The 21,929-nt window shown below is 38.4% G+C and carries 22 protein-coding genes; 1 reads left to right on the top strand and 21 read right to left on the bottom strand.

The window, feature by feature from the left end:
• Positions 1–139: 139 nt before the first annotated feature.
• The 20 genes from dnaJ to Q9317_RS08720 all read right to left on the bottom strand — a co-directional run bounded on the left by dnaJ (position 140) and on the right by Q9317_RS08720 (position 20,834).
• Positions 140–1,276: a molecular chaperone DnaJ gene (gene dnaJ, locus Q9317_RS08625; protein WP_003101973.1), complete on the bottom strand. Its 1,137-nt coding sequence runs from the start codon at positions 1,274–1,276 to the stop codon at positions 140–142.
• A gap of 320 nt (positions 1,277–1,596) precedes the next feature.
• A complete protein-coding gene (dnaK, locus tag Q9317_RS08630; protein ID WP_305981545.1) occupies positions 1,597–3,420 on the bottom strand; it encodes a molecular chaperone DnaK in 1,824 nt (607 codons plus the stop codon).
• Between the two features lie 351 nt (positions 3,421–3,771).
• On the bottom strand, positions 3,772–4,320 hold the full coding sequence (grpE, locus tag Q9317_RS08635) for a nucleotide exchange factor GrpE (protein ID WP_370297190.1): 549 nt from the start codon (positions 4,318–4,320) through the stop codon (positions 3,772–3,774).
• A 36-nt stretch (positions 4,321–4,356) separates the two neighbouring features.
• Positions 4,357–5,391: a heat-inducible transcriptional repressor HrcA gene (hrcA, locus tag Q9317_RS08640; protein WP_003101978.1), complete on the bottom strand. Its 1,035-nt coding sequence runs from the start codon at positions 5,389–5,391 to the stop codon at positions 4,357–4,359.
• Positions 5,392–5,526: 135 nt separating this feature from the next.
• Positions 5,527–6,111, bottom strand: a complete 585-nt coding sequence (locus tag Q9317_RS08645; RefSeq protein ID WP_003101980.1) for a glucosaminidase domain-containing protein — start codon at positions 6,109–6,111, stop codon at positions 5,527–5,529.
• A complete protein-coding gene (locus Q9317_RS08650; protein ID WP_003101981.1) occupies positions 6,108–6,851 on the bottom strand; it encodes a M15 family metallopeptidase in 744 nt (247 codons plus the stop codon). The genes Q9317_RS08645 and Q9317_RS08650 overlap by 4 nt, the downstream gene beginning before the upstream one ends.
• Complete coding sequence (locus tag Q9317_RS08655) at positions 6,841–7,548, bottom strand: histidine phosphatase family protein (protein ID WP_017794852.1); 708 nt, start codon at positions 7,546–7,548, stop codon at positions 6,841–6,843. Before Q9317_RS08655 ends, Q9317_RS08650 begins: the two co-directional genes overlap by 11 nt.
• A 72-nt stretch (positions 7,549–7,620) precedes the next feature.
• Positions 7,621–8,958, bottom strand: coding sequence for a PFL family protein (locus Q9317_RS08660; RefSeq protein ID WP_003101984.1), 1,338 nt, complete (start codon positions 8,956–8,958; stop codon positions 7,621–7,623).
• 11 nt (positions 8,959–8,969) lie between these two features.
• On the bottom strand, positions 8,970–9,236 hold the full coding sequence (locus Q9317_RS08665) for an ACT domain-containing protein (protein ID WP_003101986.1): 267 nt from the start codon (positions 9,234–9,236) through the stop codon (positions 8,970–8,972).
• Positions 9,237–9,479: 243 nt separating this feature from the next.
• Positions 9,480–9,713, bottom strand: a complete 234-nt coding sequence (locus Q9317_RS08670) for a GlsB/YeaQ/YmgE family stress response membrane protein (RefSeq protein WP_003101987.1) — start codon at positions 9,711–9,713, stop codon at positions 9,480–9,482.
• A 62-nt stretch (positions 9,714–9,775) separates the two neighbouring features.
• On the bottom strand, positions 9,776–10,696 hold the full coding sequence (locus tag Q9317_RS08675; RefSeq protein WP_003101988.1) for a DMT family transporter: 921 nt from the start codon (positions 10,694–10,696) through the stop codon (positions 9,776–9,778).
• Between the two features lie 84 nt (positions 10,697–10,780).
• Entirely contained in the window at positions 10,781–12,220 is a 1,440-nt protein-coding gene (gene gatB, locus Q9317_RS08680) for an Asp-tRNA(Asn)/Glu-tRNA(Gln) amidotransferase subunit GatB (RefSeq protein WP_003101989.1), read from the bottom strand.
• Positions 12,220–13,686 (bottom strand): Asp-tRNA(Asn)/Glu-tRNA(Gln) amidotransferase subunit GatA, encoded by a 1,467-nt coding sequence (gene gatA / locus Q9317_RS08685; RefSeq protein ID WP_003101990.1) that lies wholly within the window; start codon positions 13,684–13,686, stop codon positions 12,220–12,222. The genes gatB and gatA overlap by 1 nt, the downstream gene beginning before the upstream one ends.
• Complete coding sequence (gene gatC / locus Q9317_RS08690) at positions 13,686–13,988, bottom strand: Asp-tRNA(Asn)/Glu-tRNA(Gln) amidotransferase subunit GatC (protein WP_003101991.1); 303 nt, start codon at positions 13,986–13,988, stop codon at positions 13,686–13,688. Before gatC ends, gatA begins: the two co-directional genes overlap by 1 nt.
• Positions 13,989–14,166: 178 nt before the next feature.
• Positions 14,167–16,812, bottom strand: coding sequence for a pyruvate, phosphate dikinase (gene ppdK, locus Q9317_RS08695; RefSeq protein WP_003101992.1), 2,646 nt, complete (start codon positions 16,810–16,812; stop codon positions 14,167–14,169).
• Positions 16,813–16,825: 13 nt separating this feature from the next.
• Entirely contained in the window at positions 16,826–17,665 is an 840-nt protein-coding gene (locus Q9317_RS08700) for a pyruvate, water dikinase regulatory protein (RefSeq protein ID WP_003101993.1), read from the bottom strand.
• 10 nt (positions 17,666–17,675) lie between these two features.
• Entirely contained in the window at positions 17,676–18,305 is a 630-nt protein-coding gene (ccpN, locus tag Q9317_RS08705; protein ID WP_017794761.1) for a transcriptional regulator CcpN, read from the bottom strand.
• A 214-nt stretch (positions 18,306–18,519) separates the two neighbouring features.
• Positions 18,520–18,825 (bottom strand): rhodanese-like domain-containing protein, encoded by a 306-nt coding sequence (locus Q9317_RS08710; protein WP_003101995.1) that lies wholly within the window; start codon positions 18,823–18,825, stop codon positions 18,520–18,522.
• Positions 18,822–20,474 carry an FAD-dependent oxidoreductase gene (locus tag Q9317_RS08715; RefSeq protein WP_003101997.1) on the bottom strand — a complete coding sequence of 551 codons (1,653 nt, stop codon included), beginning with the start codon at positions 20,472–20,474 and terminating at the stop codon, positions 18,822–18,824. The genes Q9317_RS08710 and Q9317_RS08715 overlap by 4 nt, the downstream gene beginning before the upstream one ends.
• 27 nt (positions 20,475–20,501) lie before the next feature.
• Entirely contained in the window at positions 20,502–20,834 is a 333-nt protein-coding gene (locus tag Q9317_RS08720; protein ID WP_003101999.1) for a rhodanese-like domain-containing protein, read from the bottom strand.
• A 124-nt stretch (positions 20,835–20,958) separates the two neighbouring features.
• Here Q9317_RS08720 and Q9317_RS08725 point away from each other — a divergent pair, with 124 nt between their 5' ends.
• Positions 20,959–21,219, top strand: coding sequence for a metal-sensitive transcriptional regulator (locus Q9317_RS08725; protein ID WP_003102001.1), 261 nt, complete (start codon positions 20,959–20,961; stop codon positions 21,217–21,219).
• 101 nt (positions 21,220–21,320) lie between these two features.
• Here the strand turns inward: Q9317_RS08725 and Q9317_RS08730 are convergent, their stop codons facing one another.
• On the bottom strand, positions 21,321–21,869 hold the full coding sequence (locus Q9317_RS08730) for a cysteine hydrolase family protein (protein ID WP_003102003.1): 549 nt from the start codon (positions 21,867–21,869) through the stop codon (positions 21,321–21,323).
• Positions 21,870–21,929 lie beyond the last annotated feature (60 nt).

A 21,929-nucleotide genomic window follows, 5' to 3' on the forward strand; every position in this document is an offset into this window, starting at 1 on the left:
TGAAATAATTTGATTGTCAAACTATCTTGGATTTATTTTACAACAGATAAGTTAATCTTGCAAGAAAAAAATACAGAAAATAAAAAAATAACACTTGTCAATAGGAGATTTCCCATCAAAAAGTGTTATTTTATAGCTATTAGATATCTTCTAAAGCATCTTTCATTTTATCAAAGAAGCCTTTTTTCTTTGGACTTGAAATATCTTCACCACTTGCCTTAGCAAAGGCTTGTAATGCTTCTTTTTGCTCATGATTGAGTTTGGTTGGTGTTACAACTGTAATCGTCACATGTTGGTCCCCCTGACCAGCGCCACGTAATTTGGGAGCACCTTTGCCTTTTAGACGGAAGGTTTTACCTGTCTGAGTCCCTGCTGGAATTGACATCTCCACATCACCATGAACTGTTGGAATATCAACAGTATCACCTAAGGCAGCTTGAACAAAACTAATGTTCAAATCATAGTAGATTGTCGATCCATTTCGTTCAAATTTCTTGCTTGGTAAAACATTCAAGACAACAAAGAGATCGCCATATGGGCCACCGTTAAAGCCAGCTTCACCTTGACCTTGCAGTCTAATTTGCTGACCTGTTTCAACACCTGCTGGAATTTTAACCGAAACTTTGTGTGTTTTCTTTTCATGACCAGTCCCATGACAAGTATGACAAGGTTCTTTGATTTCTTTACCACTACCATGACAAACATCACAGGTAACTTGTCGGCGCATCATGCCAAGAGGGGTTTGCGTATCAACATTGATCACACCTGCACCATGACAGCGACCACAGGTAACTGGGCTTGTTCCTGGTTTAGCACCTGATCCTGAGCAAGTTCCACAAGTTGACTCACGGTGATAGCTCACTTCTTTTTCGGTTCCAAAAACAGCCTCTTCAAAATCTAGATTGACACGGTATTGCAAGTCATCACCTTGACGAGGAGCATTTGGATGACGTGAAGCACCACCGCCACCAAAGAAACTTGAGAAAATGTCCTCAAAGCCACCAAAACCACCTCCGTCAAAACCACCTCCAAAGCCGCCACCAAAACCACCACCTTGGGCACCAGCAGCTCCATATTGGTCATAAGACGCACGTTTTTGAGAATCACTCAAAGTCTCATAAGCTTCTTGAACATCCTTATATTTTTGTTCAGCCCCTGACTCCTTATTGATATCTGGATGGTATTTCTTAGACATCTTACGATAGGCTTTTTTGATTTCGTCCTGAGAAGCATCCTTAGACACCCCCAAACGATCATAGAATTCAGTATTGTTCATAAAATAAGATACCAAGACCGTAAAAAGCAAAGTGAAAATAGGAAATCGATAGAAATTCTGATTTCTATACGGTTTATCTTTTTCACACAACTTTTAGGTCGGGTTCAATTCCTTTCATTGAATTAATGCGTAATAAATCACTGAAAAACAACTCTTATGCTTTTTGCAAGCACTGCTTGTTAAGAGCTGTTTAACTTTTCCTTAAGTACAGGTCTTTCTAGCCAAAAACAGAGGCTGGGGTACAACCTCTGATTTGTGACTTCATCATAAGTAAGTCTGTTAGCTGACACTTACTCATGTGTTTAAACATGTTTTAAGGATTATTTCTCAGTAAACTCACCATCTACAACACCATCATCTGTTGGGTTTGCTTGTTCTGCACTTTCAGCACCAGATGCTGCTTGTTGTGCTGCCGCTGCTTGTTCGTACATTTTAACAGCAAGAGCTTGAGCTTTTTCATTTAAAGCTTCAAGTTTAGCTTTCATATCTTCTGTGTTGCCAGATTCTTGAGCTGCTTTTAAGTCATCAAGAGCTGATTGAGCTTGATCACGTTCTGTATCGAAGCCTTTTCCTTCAGTTTCTTTGATTGTTTTTTCAGTTGCAAAGATAGCTTGGTCAACTTCATTTTTAAGGTCAACTTCTTCTTTACGTTTTGCATCTGCTTCAGCATTTGCTTCAGCATCTTTCATCATACGATCGATTTCTTCTTCTGAAAGACCATCGTTTGATTTGATAACAATATGTTGTTCTTTTTGAGTTCCAAGGTCTTTAGCCTTAACAGATACAATACCATTTTTATCAATATCAAATGTCACTTCGATTTGTGGAATACCGCGAGGTGCCGCTGGAATATCTGTCAATTGGAAACGTCCAAGTGTTTTGTTATCAGCTGCCATTGGGCGTTCTCCTTGAAGAACATGGATATCAACAGCTGGTTGATTATCTGCTGCTGTTGAGAAGACTTGTGATTTAGAAGTTGGGATTGTTGTGTTACGATCAATTAATTTAGTGAAGACACCACCCATTGTTTCGATACCTAGTGATAATGGTGTCACATCAAGAAGAACAACGTCTTTAACATCACCAGTGATAACACCACCTTGGATAGCAGCACCCATAGCTACAACTTCATCCGGGTTAACTGATTTATTTGGCTCTTTACAAGTTTCAGCCTTAACAGCTTCAACAACTGCAGGGATACGAATTGAACCACCTACAAGGATAACTTCATCAATTTCAGATAGTGACAAACCAGCATCAGAAAGGGCACGACGAACTGGAACTTTTGTACGCTCTACAAGATCACGTGTTAAGTCATCAAATTTAGCACGAGACAAACTCATTTCCAAGTGAAGAGGTCCAGCTGCACCAGCTGTAATAAATGGTAAGCTGATTTGAGTTTGAGTTACACCTGAAAGATCTTTTTTAGCTTTTTCAGCAGCATCTTTCAAACGTTGTAAGGCCATTTTATCTTGTGATAAATCAATACCATTTTCTTTTTTGAATTCTTCTACTAAGAAATCAATAATTTTTTGGTCAAAGTCATCACCACCAAGTTTGTTGTCACCTGCAGTTGCAAGTACATCAAAGACACCGTCACCTAATTCAAGGATTGAAACGTCAAATGTTCCCCCACCAAGGTCAAATACTAAGATTTTTTCATCTTTATCAGTTTTATCCATACCGTAAGCAAGTGCTGCTGCAGTTGGTTCGTTAACGATACGTTCTACTTCAAGACCTGCAATTTTACCAGCGTCTTTTGTTGCTTGACGTTGAGCATCGTTGAAGTATGCAGGAACTGTGATAACTGCTTTGGTAACTGTTTCACCAAGATAATCTTCAGCATAACCTTTAAGGTATTGAAGAATCATTGCTGAAATTTCTTGTGGTGTATATTCTTTACCATTTGCAGAAACTTTTTCAGAAGTACCCATTTTTGATTTGATTGAGATGATTGTTTCTGGGTTTGTAACAGCTTGGCGTTTTGCAGCATCACCAACGATGATTTCACCATTTTTGAATGATACTACTGAAGGTGTTGTACGATTTCCTTCTGGGTTAGCAATGATTTTTGATTCAGTTCCTTCAAGAACTGCTACTGCTGAGTTAGTTGTTCCTAAGTCAATACCGATAATTTTAGACATTTTTTATTCCTCTTTAATATTAATTTTTTCTTTTGATATTTTCCTTAGATGGTGGGGACGGGAGCGACCTCATGCAGAGTTCCCTCGTAACAGTTACTAAGGCAACTGTTACTCTCACCACGGAGGAAAATATCGGATCAACTCACTTCGTTCGCTTCATTACTGACGCGGAACAAAGTGCACCTTGTTATCTAGCTTAGTAGTTTTACGACTTTTCGGTCAAGTTGTTTATTGCGACGGGAGCGATTAAAATCACATTTATTTTAATCGTGAGCTAGTAAGTAGCTTAGGCAATTCGCCCACAGCGATTGCCGGTTTCTGATGAGTTACTTTAGCAACCATCAGAAATAGCTAATTATAAACAATAACCATTGCTGGTCTTAATAGACGTTCATGTAATTTGTAGCCTTTTTGGAAGACTTGAGCAATGGTATCTGCTGGATGTTCGTCATCAGCAGGTAAGGTTTGGACAGCCATGTGCAAATTATGGTCAAAACTTTCAACTGTTACTTCTTCAATACCTTCTTCTTTAAGGGCTTGAACTAAGCTTTCTTGAACCATCTCGAGGCCTTTTTTAACATCATCTGTTAAGCCTTCAACTGCCAATGCTCGCTCCAAATTATCTAGACTTGGTAAGATTTTTTTTGCCAAGTCTTGTGAACGGTAGCGTTGCAAGGTTTGACGTTCTTCATTTGAGCGACGCTGAATATTTTGCATCTCTGCGTGTGCACGAAGGTATTTGTTTTCAAATTCATCAGCACGTTCATTAGCAAGTTCTAGTTCTGATTTTTCAGGACTTTCTTCTTGGACTGGCTGGTCAGCTTCTACTTCTTGCTCAACTTCTTCGATAATTTCTTCGTTTTTGATGTCTTCATCATGTTTTTGTGACAAAAGAAGCACCTCTTTCTTTTTTCATTTTAATAGCGCAGCTTTCTACTAATTCACTTCATAGTGATTGCTGTTCAAATAGCGATAGTAGTCTCTCAATTTAACCGCCAGTATTTTGCCGACGACATTAATTAAACTAACATTACGTCTATAATTCATATCAATCGGACCAATAAGGCTGAGCAGGCCAAATCCTCGGTAAGGAATGAGAAACTTGTAGGTCAATAAACTCAAATTAGCAAGTGCTGCTTCGCTACTATCAGCAACTTGTACTGTAGCCATCTCATTTTCAGCCATACTCTGGCGAATGGTAAGGGCTAACTCTTGCTCTTTGTCTAAAAACTGATAGGTTTTAAGACCTGAGTAATCGAGTGCATTGATTTTACCTGAAACAAATATGGTTTCTTGGAAAAGCCCTTTGAAAATATAGTCAAACAAATCCAAAACATTATCTGTTACTGTAAAATATTTTTGCAAAATCTGAGGGATTTCAGTTCTTAATTTATAATGAACATCCATCAACTCTCTTCCTATTAACCGTTGGTCTACAATTTCTTTGATTCGAACCAAGTCACGACTTAGAAAGTTCTTAGGAATAGCAAACTGTACAGTTAACGGCTTTGATTCATCTAAATTCAAAATAGCTAAGGCATCATGATTTGATAATTGGACGATATCAAAAGCGGTTAATTTTTGCCGAGATGGCTCAACATCTAAAATAGCTACCGAGTAGCCTGTCATCTCAGCTAAAACATGACCAGCTTTTGCTAAAATATCTTCCAATCTAAAAGCTTCAAAATCAAATGCTTTGACCAGATGATAAATATCACCCTCATCAATGCTATCAAGATTTAAAGAATGCTCAACAAAGTACTTGAAGCCAGCTGGACTTGGCATGCGTCCACTTGAAGTATGAGCTTTTTCAAGCAAACCTAGCTTTTCCAGCTTAGCCATGTCATTTCGAATGGTTGCGCTACTGCTATCAATGCTGGCTTGTAAAGCTTTTGAACCAACTGGTTCATGTGTTTGCGTGAACAAATCAACAATCAAATTAAGAATGTCATTTTGTCTTTCCGTAATCACAAGGCAACCACCCCTTCCACTCTTAGCACTCACATATAAAGACTGCTAACTTATATTTCCATTATACTCCATATTAAGAGCTTGTCAAGAAAAAAACACAAAAAATTAGCACTCTTTTAAAAGAGTGCTAATTCCTTAATCGTATTGCGTTAATTCCTGATCTTCAATGATTTTTATCAACTTATTTGAATAGTTGCTATCATAAGGATAAATGTATTCACCTAAGGTTTTAGCAGGTTCCTTATAACCTTTTTGAGTAGCAAGTTTACGATAAAGCTCCTTATCCCAAACCTGACCAGATTTTAAACGTCTTAAATAATCTTCAATGGATGTTTGCCAATCTTTATACCTAGCAAATCGAACCTTACTGTTTGCTTCAGCATTAACAAGAGGATGACTTGTTACCAAGAGCACTGATTCTTGACCAGTCCTTGCCTGTAAAGCAAAAAGGTTGCGGTATTTGTGAGATAAAAGGCTTGTTCCATTTTGGCTCTCTAAAAGGGCTTGTCCAATAAGAAGGGATGGTCGAATGCCATAAGCTTCTGCTTGTGGTTTAATGTCTCGACTAATAACCTTTATAAATTCTTCTGTTGTATAAGGACTTGCAACGACTTGTTTTGCCTCTGGTGTTTTTGATTGGAAAATCATCGGAATAATCACACAAAATAGAAAGGCTGCAAATATCACCAAAAACACTTGGAATTTCAGTCTATTTCTCATTTCTTCTCCTTCAATAATGCAATATATTCCTCTAATGACAGATTATGTTTTGTCATATATTTCGCGGATTCCTTACCAACATAACGGTAATGCCAATCTTCATAGCCAACACCCGTGCTGTGTTTTTTATCTTCTTGGAAACGTAAAACAAAACCATAGTCAGGAGCAATTTTTTCAATTTGCTTAACACTATCTGGATAACTTTGGTTAAGGTAATCCGATGTTCCCATATCTATTGCCAAACCTGTATTATGTTCACTGGCTTTAGGAGGTTGTGAATAGGCTTGCACACGTTTTTCTGCAGCTTCTGGGGTTAAACTTGGATCACTAGCCATTTCCTGCTCAATATATGACTGATAAAGTTGCGTTTGTGTTTCAACACTACGATAACCTGAGATTAAATGTTCTTGAGGGTCAATTGCTTGTGCAGCAGCTAAAAACTCCGCAGTTGCATCTGCGATACGTTCATCAATAAAAATACCATTTATCTCAACCACTACAGGATTAAGTTCCTCTTTCATATTTTCTCTATTAATCAAGGTTAATTGCCAATCTGTAGCAGACACCTTAGGCAAATGAGCACCTTTATTTTTTTTCTGACTGCTTTTTACAACTTGTTTGCTTTGTTGATTGTGAACGGTTTGAGTGCTGTCTTCTTTAATAAACATATACAAACAAGAAATGAAAAGAATAACAATTAATCCCTTTAAAAGAAATCCTAAGACGTTATTATTTTTCATGTGACATCTTTTCTATTATCTGACGCCCACAATGACGGTAAGTCATATCACCCACTGTCTCAATAGCAAATTGACCATTTTCATAGGTCACAACTGAAATACTACCATTATCAATGTATTGTTTTTCACGGTTTGGATCAATTAACCACATAAAGGTTCCAATGGTCATGCCGTGACTGACAACAATGGCATTTCCTCCGCCAGCATTTTCAATAGCCAATGCCATAGCTTCAAAACCATCATAAATCCGTTTACTCAAGACTTCCCATGGTTCCGCCCAATTGGCAGTATCAACTTCAACAATACTTTGAGCTAATTCTGGATAGGTCACATCTTTCATGTTCTCTTTCCCCTCAAATGCCTTAGTTCTTGGCAATACTCCTAGGAAAAGTTCTGAATCATAGGCCCCATCTAAACTGCCAAAACACCACTCTCGAATTCGTTTATCCCTTGTATAGGGAAGAAATTCATTTTCAGACTCTCTTAGAATAATTTCCATGGTTAACATGGTTCTGCCAGAATCGCTCGAAAAGGCTGCTTTAAAAGGGATTGCAGCTTCTTTTAAACCTAAACCAAGTTCACGAATACCTTCTTCCCCCAACTTTGTTAAAGGGGTGTCACTCCAGCCTTGAGCACGTCCAATAGTATTAAACATTGTTTTGCCATGACGAGCAATGTATAGTTTTGTTTTAGTCATAATATCCTCCAAATCCTCCTTTATATTATAGCATTAAATGAAAACACTCGCAAAAACATGCGAGTATTTCTACTAGTTTTTAAAACTATGTATAGGGGCTGGAATTTGGCCGCCTCTAGCAATAAAGCTGGCAGAGGAATTAGGATTAACTGCCACGACAGGAGCTGTCCCAAGTAAACCACCAAAGGCAATCATATCACCAACTTTCCCTTTAGGAATAATCCGAACCGCTGTTGTCTTTTGATTAATGACACCAATAGCTGCTTCATCAGCAATCATGGCTGCAATCGTTTCATAAGGGGTTTCTTCTGGGATGGCAATCATGTCTAGTCCTACTGAACAAATAGCAGTCATGGCTTCTAATTTTTCTAGATTAAGCGATCCATTTTGCACCGCAGCAATCATGCCTTCATCTTCTGAAACTGGAATAAATGCTCCTGATAGGCCGCCAACCTGGTTACAGGCCATTACGCCACCTTTTTTAACAGCATCATTCAACAATGCCAGTGCTGCAGTTGTTCCATGAGTGCCAACCATTTCAAGTCCCATTTCCTCCAGAACACGCGCAACCGAGTCTCCAACTGCCGGTGTAGGCGCTAGCGATAAGTCCACAATACCAAATTTAACACCTAGACGTTCACTTGCCATTTGCCCAACCAGTTGACCAATACGTGTGATTTTAAAGGCTGTTTTCTTAACCGTCTCTGCTAAAACATCAAAGCTTTCTCCTCGAACTTTCTCAAGAGCACGCTTAACCACACCAGGTCCAGAGACTCCAACATTGATCACCACATCTGCTTCACCAACACCGTGAAAGGCACCAGCCATAAAAGGATTGTCCTCAACAGCATTCGCAAAAACAACTAATTTGGCTGCACCTAAGTCTGACAGTTGTGCTGTTTCTTTGATAATTCGACCCATATCTGCAACAGCTGTCATATTAATACCTGACTTGGTTGAACCAATATTAACTGACGAACACACTTTATCTGTTTCAGCAAGGGCACGAGGAATAGAATTGATGAGTATTTCATCACCTTTTTGATAGCCTTTTTGCACGAGTGCCGAAAAACCACCAATAAAATCAACACCAATGTCATAAGCTGCTTTATCAAGAGCCTTGGCCAAAGGCAAATAATCATTTGCATCCGTCGCTGCACCAATTAAAGCAATAGGAGTTACCGAAACTCGTTTATTAACGATGGGTATACCCAATTCAGACGCAATCTCATCACCAACTGCAACTAAGTTGCCCGCTTTTGAAACAATTTTTTGATAGATTTTTTCCGCTGCTCGGTTAATATCTGAGTCAATACAATCCAAAAGGGAAATCCCCATGGTAATAGTGCGAATATCAAAATGTTGTTCTTCAATCATTTCAATCGTTTCGCGAACTTGTCTAATATCCATTTGAGTTCTCCTTATAAGTTATGCATAGCATCAAAAATAGCGGTGCTTTGAATATTAATCTTAATGCCTCGTTTTTCCCCAAAAACGTCAAGCTCTTGTCGCAAAACAGTAAAATCTTTCTTATCCTCACTTGACACCACAGTCATCATGGTAAAATAGTCATCAAGAACGGTTTGAGAAATATCATCAATATTCAATCCAAGTTCTGCAATCTTACCTGAAACACCTGCAACAATACCTTTACTATCTTTCCCAACAACTGTGATAATGGCTTTCATAGAAAGCACCTCCTTATATTTTGTTAAATTTTACCACAAAAAAATCTTATTTTCTATTATTTCTAAAGCATTCCCAAATAAAGTTGCACTAAGGTATCAAGAAAGACAAATAAAGCATTTTTTGTCATCAATTTGACACCAAATCTACATATAAGAAGACTATAATAAGCATGCAACCATTAAAAAGATAAGACATTTTTATGTTGCAAAAAAGCCCTTTGGATTTCCAGAGGGCTTTTTCGATTATTTTCCTAAAAAATAAGAAACAACTGCAATGACAATCACTGCTCCTAAGATTGATGGGAAAATGGCCATGCCTGCCAAATGAATTCCCCAATGACCAAACAAGGCTTGACCAACGGAAGAACCTATTAAACCTGCTGCAATATTAGTAAAGCAACCCATTTGCCCACCTTTTTCGGTGATTTTTCCTGCTATCATTCCAATAATAGCTCCAACAATAATCGATCCAATCATAGTGTTCTCCTTCTAATTAATGAGATTATAGCATAATTTCTCAGTTTTCATTACATTGATGACTATGTTTTTGCATTAAAGGCTTTTTCACGCCTTAATAAGATAAGGTCACGCACCGAAATCAAAAAGACCGCAAGCATAATCAAAAGCATTCCCAAAAGATCAATAGGGTAAAAAACATCCCCTAATAAAACAAGGGCAAAAACAACAGAAGCAACCGGTTCTATCGAAGCCAACAAACTTCCTTTAACAGGACCAACAAGACTAGCCCCTTTCAAAAAAACAGTATAAGCAAAAATGCTACCAATGGCAATCAAACCAAATAAAGCCATCAAAATCGGAAAAGTTAAAACGAGTGAAGCATTCCAAGGCCGAGTCACCAGTGAAAACGAACCTCCAGCAAATAACATGGCAAGACCAATCACAACTAAACTGCCCCACTCCTCAATCAAGCGAGCTGGCAAAATAATGTAAATGGCATAAGTGACAGCAGATGTTAGTCCCCAAAAAAGCCCAAGAGGTGTCACTGCCAATTGATCCCATCGCCCATGACTAGCAATGATAACAGTGCCTAAAATTGCTAATACGATTGCAACAGCTTCAGCAACACTAGGCCATCTTTTTTCCTTTGAAGTGACAAAAATCAGAATCAAGACTGGTGATAAATATTGCAAAACAGTTGCTGTTCCCGCGTTAGTATATTTAATAGCATTCAGGTATGTATATTGATTCAGCAAAAGCCCTAAAACACTAAAAAGCATAATATGACATAATATTTTCTTTTGAGTTAAGACTTTTTTCATTTTGCTCCTTTGTTTAAAATAGGCAAAGCCACAAAGGACAATTCCTGAAATAAGCAAGCGAAGCGACGTCAGCAAGTTAACATCAATGCCTTGCGCCATTAAATACTGACCAGAAACCCCTGAAATCCCCCAAGCAATTCCTGCAATTAAAACCATGATACTGCCTTTTTTACCTGTCATTTAATACCTCATAGCTATAAGATAAAAGACCGATGGCAGATGACTCCCTCAGTCCTTATCTTCTTTTATCTTATCTTGTGAATATCAGTCCAAGAGTTTTTGCAATTCTTGAGCCAATAATTGTTGTGCAACTTGTGGGTTGGCTTGGCCTTTGGTTGCTTTCATTAAGAATCCTGTAAAGGCTTTGTCCGCATTACGTTTACCAGATGTAAAGTCAGCAACAGCTGCCTCATTATCTGCGAAAACTTGATGAATAATTGGAATCAAAACCTCTGGATCAGAAATTTGAACCAAACCTGCTTTTTCCACATAGTCTCTAGCTGAACCACCATTTTTAGCCAAGTGAACAAAGACTTTCTTAGCAATCTTAGAAGAAATTGTTCCATCTTCGATAATGGCAATCATTTCAACTAAGTTTTCTGGTGTTAATTGAATAGCTTCAATGGTTTTATTTTCTGCATTTAAGAATTGGGCCACTTCACCTTGCAACCAGTTAGAGACTTGTTTAGGATCTCCTCCTAAATCTACAGTTTTCTCAAAGAAATCTGATAAGGCTTTGGTAGCCGTTAATTGGTTGGCATCATAGTCAGAAAGACCAAGAGTCTCAACATATGTTTCACGACGCTCTGCTGGGAATTTTGGCAATTCTGTACGCATTTCTTCAATCCATGCGTCATCAATGTCATACAAAGGAAGGTCTGGTTCTGGGAAATAACGGTAGTCAGCAGCGCCTTCTTTTACACGCATTAAAATCGTCCCTTTATTAGCTTCGTCGTAACGTCTTGTTTCTTGACGGATAATACCACCAGAACGAAGCACTTTAGCTTGACGTTCAACTTCAAATTCAAGTCCCTTACGTACATTACTAAAAGAGTTCAGATTTTTCAATTCCGTTTTGGTTCCAAATTCCTCTTGACCATATGGGCGAAGTGAGATATTGGCATCCACACGCATTGAGCCTTCTTCCATCTTAACATCAGAAATACCTGTATATTGGATGATTTCTTTCAAGGCTGTTAAGTAAGCATAAGCTTCCTCAGGAGAACGCATGTCTGCTTCAGAAACAATCTCAATCAATGGAACACCTTGACGGTTTAAATCAACGTATGAGTAGCCGTCTGTCCCATGTGTATTTTTACCTGCATCTTCTTCCAAATGCGCACGCTCGATACGGATTTTCTTCTTACTGCCATCTTCTAAGGTAATGTCAATCCAGCCATCATAACCGATAGGTTCATCAAACTGTGAAATTTGGTAAGCCTTAGGGTTATCAGGGTAGAAATAATTCTTACGGTCAAAGTGCATTTCTTTATGAATAGACATATTTAAAGCAAGTGCTGCTTTAATCCCTGAATCAATAACTCCCTTGTTAATGACAGGAAGAACACCAGGAAATGACCAATCAATAATATTGGTACTAGCATTAGCTTCTTGACCAAAGTGTGCTGGTGAAGGTGAGAAAATTTTAGAATTAGTGTTTAATTCCACATGGACTTCAAGACCAATAATTGTTTCAAAATTCATTAGTTTGCACCTCCAAAAATCACGGGTTGTTGCTTGTGGTAATCAGTGCTAGTTTCAAAAGCTGCTGCAGCTTGATAAACCGTTTCTTCACTGTATTTTGGACCAATCAATTGCAAGCCTACTGGTAAACCATCAACAAAACCTGAAGGAATCGAAATCCCTGGAAGACCCGCTAAGTTAACTGGAATAGTTAAAAGGTCAGCCAAATACATGGCCACAGGATCATGATTTAAAGTATCTAAACCAAAGGCTGGAGTTGGTGTTGTTGGACCTAAAATCAAGTCATAGTCTGCAAAAACCTTCTCAAAATCTTGAATGATTAAGGTTCTTACTTTACCAGCTTTTTTGAAGTAAGCATCATAATAACCTGATGATAGACTAAATGTCCCTAGCATGATACGACGTTTGACTTCATCACCAAAACCTTGACTACGGGTTTTGACATAAATATCTTCTAAGCTAGTTGCATCCTCTGCTCGGAAACCATAACGAATACCATCAAAGCGTTGCAAGTTTGAAGATGCTTCTGAAGAAGCAATAATATAGTAAACAGCTACACCATACTTACTATGAGGCAGTGACACTTCTTCAACAATAGCACCTAATTTTTCAAATTGTTTTGCTGCTTCAAGGATATTTTCTTTGATTTTAGGATCAATTCCTTCACCTAAATATTCTTTAGGTAAGGCAATTTTCATCCCTTTAATCTCTTGGCCAATTTTTGAGCTATAATCAGCAATTTGCACAGGGGCAGATGTAGAATCTTTCTCATCAGCACTGGCAAGCACGTTTAAAAATTGTGCATTTTCTTTAACAGTCTGTGAGAATGGTCCAATTTGGTCAAGGGAACTTCCAAAAGCAATCAAACCAAATCGCGAAATAGCTCCATAAGTAGGTTTGAAACCAACAACCCCATTAAAAGCAGCTGGTTGGCGGATTGACCCACCCGTATCAGACCCAAGTGATAAACGCACTTGTCCAGAAGCTACTGCTGTTGCTGAACCACCTGATGAACCACCAGGAACCTTACTGTTATCCCAGGCGTTTTTGGTTTTTTTGAAATAAGATGTCTCTGTTGAGCCACCCATGGCAAATTCATCCATATTGGTTTTACCAATAACAATCATGTCCTTGGCATAGGCATTGGCTACTGCTGTGGCATCAAAAACAGGTTCATAATTATACAGTATTTTCGATGCTGCCGTGGTTAAAATGCCATTTGTTGAAATGTTATCTTTAACAGCAAATGGAATACCTGCCATAAGGTTATCTGCGTCAATCCCTTTTTGATCAATGGCATCTGCTTGTTGTAAAGCTTTTTCTTCTGCAACTGTGATAAAAGAATCGACCACATCTTCACGGGACTTGATGTCTTCTAAAGTGGCTTGCGTCAATTCTCTTGCAGAAACTTCTTTATTAACAAGGAGTTCATGCAATTCTTCAATGGTATTATGATTAAATGACATTAGGCATCTCCTCCATCTTCCAAAATAGCTGGTACTTTGATAAAGTTATTTTCTTTTTCAGGGACATTTTTAAATAATAATGCTCTATCTGTTCCAGCTTGTGCCTGGTCTTTACGCATAACGTTTTTACGGTCTGCCATAGTTGTTGTGATTGCAACACCTTCAGTGTCAACCTCATTTAAAAGTTCAACCATCTCAACAATTTTGGTCAAGTCTGTTGCAAATGCTTTGGTTTCACTATCTGAAAATGATAACTTGGATAATGTGGCTACATGGCGCACTTCTTCTTCAGAAATTTTCATGATTTCTCCTTAACTCATTCTTAACATGGATTTTTTACATAGTCTAAAACATTATATCATATTTAAAAGCTTTTTTTATAGTATTGTGAATAGAAATCTATAAGCTCTGCCAGTTACCCAAAAGAAAAAACTAGCTCTATACCAACACTGGTTTAAAGCTAGTTTATAGACTTACTATTTATTTATCCCTATTACAATGATATCCATCTCTTTTGATTTTGGCTTGTGCTGCAGAAAGCCTTGCAATAGGCACTCTAAACGGTGAACAAGAAACGTAATTTATTCCTTGACTGTGGCAAAACTCAACTGAAGCTGGTTCACCACCATGCTCACCGCAAATTCCCAATTTAAGATTAGGTTTAACCGAACGACCAAGGTCAACTGCCATACCAAAGAGACGCCCAATACCTTTTTGATCTAAGACTTGGAAAGGGTCTTTTTCAAGCAAACCTTTTTCAACATATTCACCTAAGAATCTACCAGCATCATCACGTGAAAAACCAAAGCCCATTTGGGTTAAGTCATTTGTACCAAAACTGAAGAAATCAGCCTCCTCAGCAATTTCATCAGCGGTTACACAGGCTCTTGGAATTTCAATCATAGTACCAACAGTGAAGTCAAACGTAAGGCCTGCTTTTTCCATTTCTTCATGTACAGTTTCAATGATTAATGGTTTTAGAACTTTTAGTTCATTGACTGTACTGATTAATGGCACCATAATCTCTGGCTGCACTGCGAAGCCTTCTTTCATTGCTTGAAGGGCTCCTTGTGCAATGGCTCGCGCTTGCATCTGGCAAATTTCTGGATAAGTAATGGCCAAACGACAGCCCCTGTGACCAAGCATTGGATTGAACTCTTCCAATGCTTGAATCCGTTTATGAAGGAGCTGACTTGACATTCCCATTTCTGCTGCTAATGCATCCACGGCTTTGTCATCATGTGGTAGGAATTCATGCAAAGGTGGGTCTAAAAGACGAATGGTACATGATTTCCCATTTAAGACTTTAAACATTTGATAGAAGTCATCACGTTGGAATGGCAATAATTTATCAAGTGCTTTAACACGGTCATCAACAGTGTCAGCCAAAATCATTTTACGGACCGCTGGGATGCGCTCTTCTTCGAAGAACATATGTTCTGTACGACAAAGCCCAATACCTTCTGCGCCAAATTCAATGGCTTTTTTAGCATCACGTGGATTATCAGCGTTGCTACGAACCATCATGTCACGTTCTTGGTCAACCCATTCCATAAAAGTATTGAAGGCCTTGTCAACTTGAACAGAAGTCATGGCCAATTGCCCCAGATAAACAGCTCCACTGCTACCATCAATTGAGATATAGTCTCCTTCATTGATAACCTTGCCATTAACTTCAATGACCTTTGCACGTTCATCAACACGTAACTGATTACAACCTGCGACACAAGATTTACCCATTCCACGCGCAACTACGGCCGCATGAGAGGTCATTCCGCCACGAGCTGTCAAAATACCAACGGCACTGACCATTCCTTCAATATCTTCTGGTGAGGTTTCTTGTCTAACAAGTAACGTTTCTTCACCAGTTTTAACATGTGCAACGACATCGTCTGCATGGAAATAAACACGGCCACATGCTGCACCTGGTGAGGCAGGAAGTCCTTTTGCTAAGAGTGTGGCTTCATTGCAAGCAGACTGATCAAAAGTTGGGTGAAGCAATTGGTCTAATTGTTTGGGTTCAATACGCATGATGGCTTCTTCTTTTGAGATTAGGCCTGCTTCTACCATGTCAACTGCAATGTTAATGGCTGCTTTTGCAGTCCGTTTCCCGGTACGTGTTTGTAGCATGTAAAGTTTACCTTTTTCAATGGTAAATTCCACATCTTGCATATCCTTATAGTGGTCTTCAAGAATCTTAGTAATACCCGTAAACTGTTCATAGATATCTGGCATATCAGCTTTTAGCCTATCAATACTTTGAGGAGTTCTAATCCCTGCAACCACATCTTCACCTTGAGCATTGATTAAGTATTCTCCAAATAGCTGATTTTCCCCTGTTGAGGGATTGCGGGTAAAGGCAACGCCCGTACCACTTGTTTGACCCATATTGCCAAATACCATTGATTGAATAGTGACTGCTGTTCCAAGTGTATCTGAAATGTCGTTTAAACGACGGTAAACTTTTGCACGCGGATTATTCCATGAACGGAAAACCGCCTCGACTGCTAACAACAATTGCTCATTGGGATCCTGTGGAAACTCCTTACCAATTTCTGCCTTATAAATTTGCTTGAACTCAAGCACAATAGCCTGCAAATCTTGACTAGTCAAATCAGTATCACATTGATAGCCCTTTTCTGCTTTAATACGGTCTAAAACATGTTCAAATTTGTATTTTGGAATTTCCATAGCTACATCAGAAAACATCTGTATAAAACGGCGATAACTATCATAAGAAAAACGTTCATTTTGAGTCGCTGAAATTAAACCATGAATACTGTTATCATTCAAACCAAGGTTTAAAATAGTGTCCATCATTCCCGGCATTGAAAAAACTGCCCCTGAACGAACAGATACAAGTAAAGGATTGTGATTACTTCCCAATTGTTTGCCTTGTTCTTCTTCAAGGTGTGTAAGCGCTTTATTAATTTGACTTAAAATAAGGTCGCTAATCTGACCTTCTTTATCATAATAATCATTACACGCCTCAGTTGTAATGGTGAAGCCTTGTGGAACCGGCAAGCCAATAGCCGTCATCTCTGCTAAATTAGCTCCTTTACCACCTAAAAGACTGCGCATATCTTTATTACCCTGATCAAAACGATAAACAAATGTGTTTTCCATTATTGCCTCCATCTTACATATCGTAATCTTTAATAATTTTAATGCCGTTAGTTTTTAGCAGCTCTACAATGATGCCTGCTGTTTCTTCAATGGCTTTATTAGCAACATTGATGATTGGACAGTGCAAGGCATTCATTACTTTCTCTGCATAATCCAATTCTTCCATAATACGGTCCATCTTAGCATAACTTGCTGTTCCTGAAAGCCCCATGGCTTTAAGCCGCTCAATTCTGATATGACTCAATGTGTCAGGTGAATTTGTCAAACCAACAATCCGCCTTGGGTCAACCTCTTTGATTTCTTTTGGCAAGGGCACCTCTGGTATTAAGGGAATATTGACCACTTTTAACTGCTTATCTGCCAGGTACATGCTCAATGGAGTTTTAGAGGTTCTAGAGACACCAAGTAGAATCACATCTGCCTCTAAAATCCCTCTTGGGTCCTTTCCATCATCATATTTAACAGCAAATTCAATAGCATTTACCCTTTTAAAATAAAGACTATCTAGTTTTCGCAAGGTCCCAGGTTGGCCCAATGGTTGTATCCCAGAGATATGAGATATTGCCTTAATGACATTAGTCAGTAAATCTACATAAGCATAATTTTCTACAATCGCTTTTTCAACAGCATAACAAGCAAGCTCCTCATTAACTAAACTGAACATAAAAAGAACATGATCTTGATTAGCAGATTTAAAAACACCGTCTAATAGGTCTTTACTTTTGATATTTGTAAAGCGTTTAAATTCCCACGATTCATGGTTCGGAAATTGATAAACACAAGCCTTAGCAAGTGCTCTAGCTGTCTCTCCTAATGAATCCGAGACAATATAAATACTCAATGCTTCTTCCATAATCATCTCCTTAACAATCTAAAAAGAGTCTGGTAATAATGGTTTTTGAAAACTTGCCAACAACCTGCATTTTTTTAGGGTCCTGATCAATTAGGCGTACAACTGGCAAGCTGTCAACTTCTCTACTAACTAATTTTTGCGTTGCCTCTTTAACAGACTCATTTTCAGCGACTGTTGTAATATTAGGTATCCTTGTCATAATCATGCCAATAGGAAGTTTCGTTAAATCACCACCACCAATTGCTGCTTTAAGCAAATCTTTTCTAGAAACCACACCACAAAGGTAATCATCTTTATCCAGAATAAAAATCCCACCCGTATCTTCTAAGAAGATAGACACAATAACATCATATACCGAATCGTTTTGATGTGCCGTTACCGGAATCCCCATAACATCTGAAACCCTCAAGGGTTCTGTTGGCTTTAAGGCTTGTAAAACAGTTGTTTCTCCCTGATAGAAATAACCCACCTTGGGTTTAGCATCCAAAAGTCCCAACATGGTCAAAACAACCAAATCAGAGCGCAGAGCTGCCCTTGTAACATGTAACAGGTCTGCAATTTTTTCACCCGTAATAGGCTCTTCTTTTTTGACAATAGCAATAATCATTTCTTGTCGTTGACTTAATTGAATAAAAACCACCTCTTTCAATGTGATATACTATTTATTTTATATGCTATATTATATAATTTTTTTCGAGAATTTCAAAAGAAAAAGTTGTCTTTTAAAAATTAAAAAACCATTATTAATAGCATATTACCTCTCTTCAAGGACTAAATTGTAATTGCCCCCCCTCACTCAATACCCCCACCACTTACTCACCTAACTTTTAACTAAAAAAACTGAGCTCATACACTCAGTTTTCTGATGACTCTAATAGTCCTGTCCAAGCACTTGTGCCACCTTCAACATTGATAGCCTGGTAACCTTCTTGCTCTAAAAAGGCAACTGCTTGGGCTGAGCGACCACCAGATTGACAGATAATGTGATAGGTTTGGTCTTTATCTAAGTTGTTATAGTCCTGTCCCAAACGGCTAAGAGGAATATTTTGAGATCCTGGAACATGTCCTAATTGGTATTCAAAATCTTCACGAACATCAATGAGATTACATCCACCTTTACTTAAAGCATTTTGCAACGCTGCTATTGTTTCACTCGTCATTTTTTAATCCTTTCTGGATAAACACTGCTATAAAGGGAATAGGCCCCATCTAAATTTTCAACTGAGAAACCTTTTTGTTTTAAAATTCGTTCAGCTAAATATGACCGTAGTCCACTATGACAACTTACAATGTAGGATTGCCTTTTATCTAAGTCACTAAGCCTGTCACGTAAATCATCTAGCGGAATATTGAGAGCATCTCCAAAATAGCCAGACTTAAATTCACCTGCACTTCTCACATCCAATAAGACCTTCCCATCCGCTAGTTGGTCTTCTAGTTGATGCCACTGCACAGAATGGCTAATCCCTTCTACCACATTTATAGCAGCATAGCCAGCCATATTAACAGGATCTTTAGCTGAGCCAAAAGGTGGAGCATAGGTGAATTCTAACTCCGGTAAATCAAAGACTGTCAAATCAGCCTTAATAGCGGTAGCCAAAATATCAATACGTTTATCAACGCCTTTAGCTCCTATTGCCTGTGCACCATAAATACGTCCCGTATTTTTACAAAAGATAAGTTTCAAAGTCAATTCTCTAGCACCAGGGAAATAAGAAGCATGATCTTTTCCACTAATATGCACAACCCCAACATTCTCAAAAGCTTGTGTCGCAAGACCTTCACTAAGTCCAGTCGAGGCAGCCACAAGGTCAAAGACGCGGACAATAGCCGTCCCGATACTTCCTTTATTCCTACGTTTCATTCCAGCAATGACATCTGCTACTTGGTGCCCTTGACGATTTGCTGGGCTAGCTAGTGAAATCAAGGCATCCTGACCTGTGATTTCTTGCTCAACAACAATAGCATCCCCCACAGCATAAATACCTTTTTGACTTGTTTGATAAGAGGCATCTACTAAAATACCACCTTTCATCCCAAGTGCAATCCCAGCTTCTTGAGCCAACCGTGTGTCTGGAGAAACCCCAACAGACATAATGGTAATATCTGAAGTTAGGCGACTGCCATCTTGTAAAACAATCGTTTTTCCGCCATCTTCAAAGGCTTGAGCAGATAGTCCGGTGATAAGATTAACCCCATTAGCCTTCAATTCTGCTTCGACAAAACTTGCCATTTCCTGATCAAGTGGCGGTAACACATGAGGGGCCATTTCTATCACACTGACCTGATACCCTTTTCTCACTAAACTTTCAGCCATTTCAAGGCCAATAAAACCAGCACCAACAACTGTTGCTTTAGTGACCTTACGGTCAATGAGCTTGGTCATAATCATGTCTAAGTCAGGAATATTACGAAGGGTAAAAACATTTTCAGCCAAGTCTAAACCTGGCAAAGCCGGCAGAATTGGTTTTGCCCCTGGAGATAAAATCAACTTGTCATAAGATTCGTCATAGGTCTTGTCACTATACTTAACTGTGACTGTTTTGCCTACTGGATCAATTGCAATGACTTCTGTTTCTGGTCTGACATCTAAATTAAAACGAGCTTTTAGTCTTTCTGGGGTCTGAACCAAAAGATCTGAGCGGTCTTCAATTTCACCAGAAACATGAAAAGGCAGTCCACAATTTGCAAAAGAGACATAGGGGCCTTTGTCAAAAACAATAATCTCAGCATCTTCCATCAAACGACGTAACCTTGTCGCAGCAGACATACCACCTGCTACACCACCAACAATAATAATCTTTGTCATATCATTTCCTTTTCTTTTTATCTATCCTTAAACTTTAGACCCATCCCAAGAAGACATTCCACCTTTAACATTAATGGTAGAATAACCTGCCTTAGTTAACATCTGACAAGCTTTCTTACTACGAATCCCTGACTGGCATATCACATAGTGAATCTGCTTTTTATTCCCTTTATATTGAGAAATACTGCTTAAGGGAATATTTTGTGCACCTTTAATATGAGTATTTTGAAACTCTTGCTTTGTACGAACATCAATAAGTTTTACATTACCTTCTTTGATAAGCTTTTCTAACTCTTGTGTACTAATGGATTCTTGCTTTTGAAACCATTGCATTAGTGTCATTGTGGTTACCTCTTTCATGTTTTATACCCCTGTGGGTATCTAAAATATACCACGGCTATTAAACACTGTCAACTCAAAAACCTGTCTAAAATTGACAAAAATACCCCTTACGGGTATAATGACAAACAGAAGCGAGGTATTTATGAGGACTAAAAAAAAGGATATTATAAATCGATTAAAGCGTACCGAAGGGCAAATCAGAGGTGTTCAACGTATGATTGAAGAAGAACAAGGTTGCTTTGATATCATTTCCCAATTAACAGCTATTCGCTCAAGCATTAATAGCACTATGGGGGTTATCATTGGTCAAAAAATCACTGAGGTTATCGAAAACCCCGTTGATGACCCCAAAGCCCAAGAAGAGCGTATTAACAAAGCAATCAATTTAATTGTCAAAAAATAAAAAGAGCACAGTTTTTGAAAAGAACCCCTTATAAGAACAGTATAGTACTTTTTATACTGTCCATTATAAGGAGGTTCTTTTCATTTTCAACTGCGTTCTTTTTATATGATTTCTGCTGCAAGAACAGACGACATGTGTTGCAAGGCCCAATTGTGATTACTGTCAGACAAACTAGCAACAGCTTTCTCAACAACTTGAATCTTATAGCCCAGATGATAGGCGTCGATAGCTGTATGTAAAACACAAATATCCGTTAAGACACCCGTTAAAACAAGCGTATCAACCCGTCGTTCTCTCAGACGGCTGTCTAAATCCGTTCCAGAAAAAGCTGAATAATAGCGTTTATCAATCCAAAAAACTGAAGCATTGTCTTTTATGTCTTGATACAATTCTCCTAAGGCGCCATATAAATGCCTACCACTTGTTCCCATAATATTATGAGCTGGAAACAATTTCGTTTCAGGATGAAACTGGTCACCTTTATCGTGGCCATCTATTGCAAAAAAGATATAATCACCTGCTTCAAAAGCGTCCAAAGTAACCTTACTGATTACTTTTTCAATGGCTTGAGCTGGTTTCCCAGCTGTTAATAAACCATCATCAGCTACAAAATCATTGGTGTAATCAATTGAAATGAGTGCTTTCGCCATTATTTTCTCCGGATGAAATTTTCTAAAAATAATAATTATAATAACTATCTTACATTATAA

The sequence above is a fragment of the Streptococcus iniae genome, from assembly GCF_030732225.1.
Lineage (GTDB): Bacteria > Bacillota > Bacilli > Lactobacillales > Streptococcaceae > Streptococcus > Streptococcus iniae.

Coding starts and splice junctions, on each gene's coding strand:
- dnaJ (WP_003101973.1), bottom strand. CDS start 1,276: ATGAACAATACTGAATTCTATGATCGTTTGGGGGTGTCTAAGGATGCT.
- dnaK (WP_305981545.1), bottom strand. CDS start 3,420: ATGTCTAAAATTATCGGTATTGACTTAGGAACAACTAACTCAGCAGTA.
- Q9317_RS08645 (WP_003101980.1), bottom strand. CDS start 6,111: ATGAGAAATAGACTGAAATTCCAAGTGTTTTTGGTGATATTTGCAGCC.
- Q9317_RS08650 (WP_003101981.1), bottom strand. CDS start 6,851: ATGAAAAATAATAACGTCTTAGGATTTCTTTTAAAGGGATTAATTGTT.
- Q9317_RS08655 (WP_017794852.1), bottom strand. CDS start 7,548: ATGACTAAAACAAAACTATACATTGCTCGTCATGGCAAAACAATGTTT.
- Q9317_RS08660 (WP_003101984.1), bottom strand. CDS start 8,958: ATGGATATTAGACAAGTTCGCGAAACGATTGAAATGATTGAAGAACAA.
- Q9317_RS08665 (WP_003101986.1), bottom strand. CDS start 9,236: ATGAAAGCCATTATCACAGTTGTTGGGAAAGATAGTAAAGGTATTGTT.
- Q9317_RS08670 (WP_003101987.1), bottom strand. CDS start 9,713: ATGATTGGATCGATTATTGTTGGAGCTATTATTGGAATGATAGCAGGA.
- Q9317_RS08675 (WP_003101988.1), bottom strand. CDS start 10,696: ATGACAGGTAAAAAAGGCAGTATCATGGTTTTAATTGCAGGAATTGCT.
- gatB (WP_003101989.1), bottom strand. CDS start 12,220: ATGAATTTTGAAACAATTATTGGTCTTGAAGTCCATGTGGAATTAAAC.
- gatA (WP_003101990.1), bottom strand. CDS start 13,686: ATGTCATTTAATCATAATACCATTGAAGAATTGCATGAACTCCTTGTT.
- gatC (WP_003101991.1), bottom strand. CDS start 13,988: ATGAAAATTTCTGAAGAAGAAGTGCGCCATGTAGCCACATTATCCAAG.
- ppdK (WP_003101992.1), bottom strand. CDS start 16,812: ATGGAAAACACATTTGTTTATCGTTTTGATCAGGGTAATAAAGATATG.
- Q9317_RS08700 (WP_003101993.1), bottom strand. CDS start 17,665: ATGGAAGAAGCATTGAGTATTTATATTGTCTCGGATTCATTAGGAGAG.
- Q9317_RS08710 (WP_003101995.1), bottom strand. CDS start 18,825: ATGACGAGTGAAACAATAGCAGCGTTGCAAAATGCTTTAAGTAAAGGT.
- Q9317_RS08715 (WP_003101997.1), bottom strand. CDS start 20,474: ATGACAAAGATTATTATTGTTGGTGGTGTAGCAGGTGGTATGTCTGCT.
- Q9317_RS08720 (WP_003101999.1), bottom strand. CDS start 20,834: ATGAAAGAGGTAACCACAATGACACTAATGCAATGGTTTCAAAAGCAA.
- Q9317_RS08725 (WP_003102001.1), top strand. CDS start 20,959: ATGAGGACTAAAAAAAAGGATATTATAAATCGATTAAAGCGTACCGAA.
- Q9317_RS08730 (WP_003102003.1), bottom strand. CDS start 21,869: ATGGCGAAAGCACTCATTTCAATTGATTACACCAATGATTTTGTAGCT.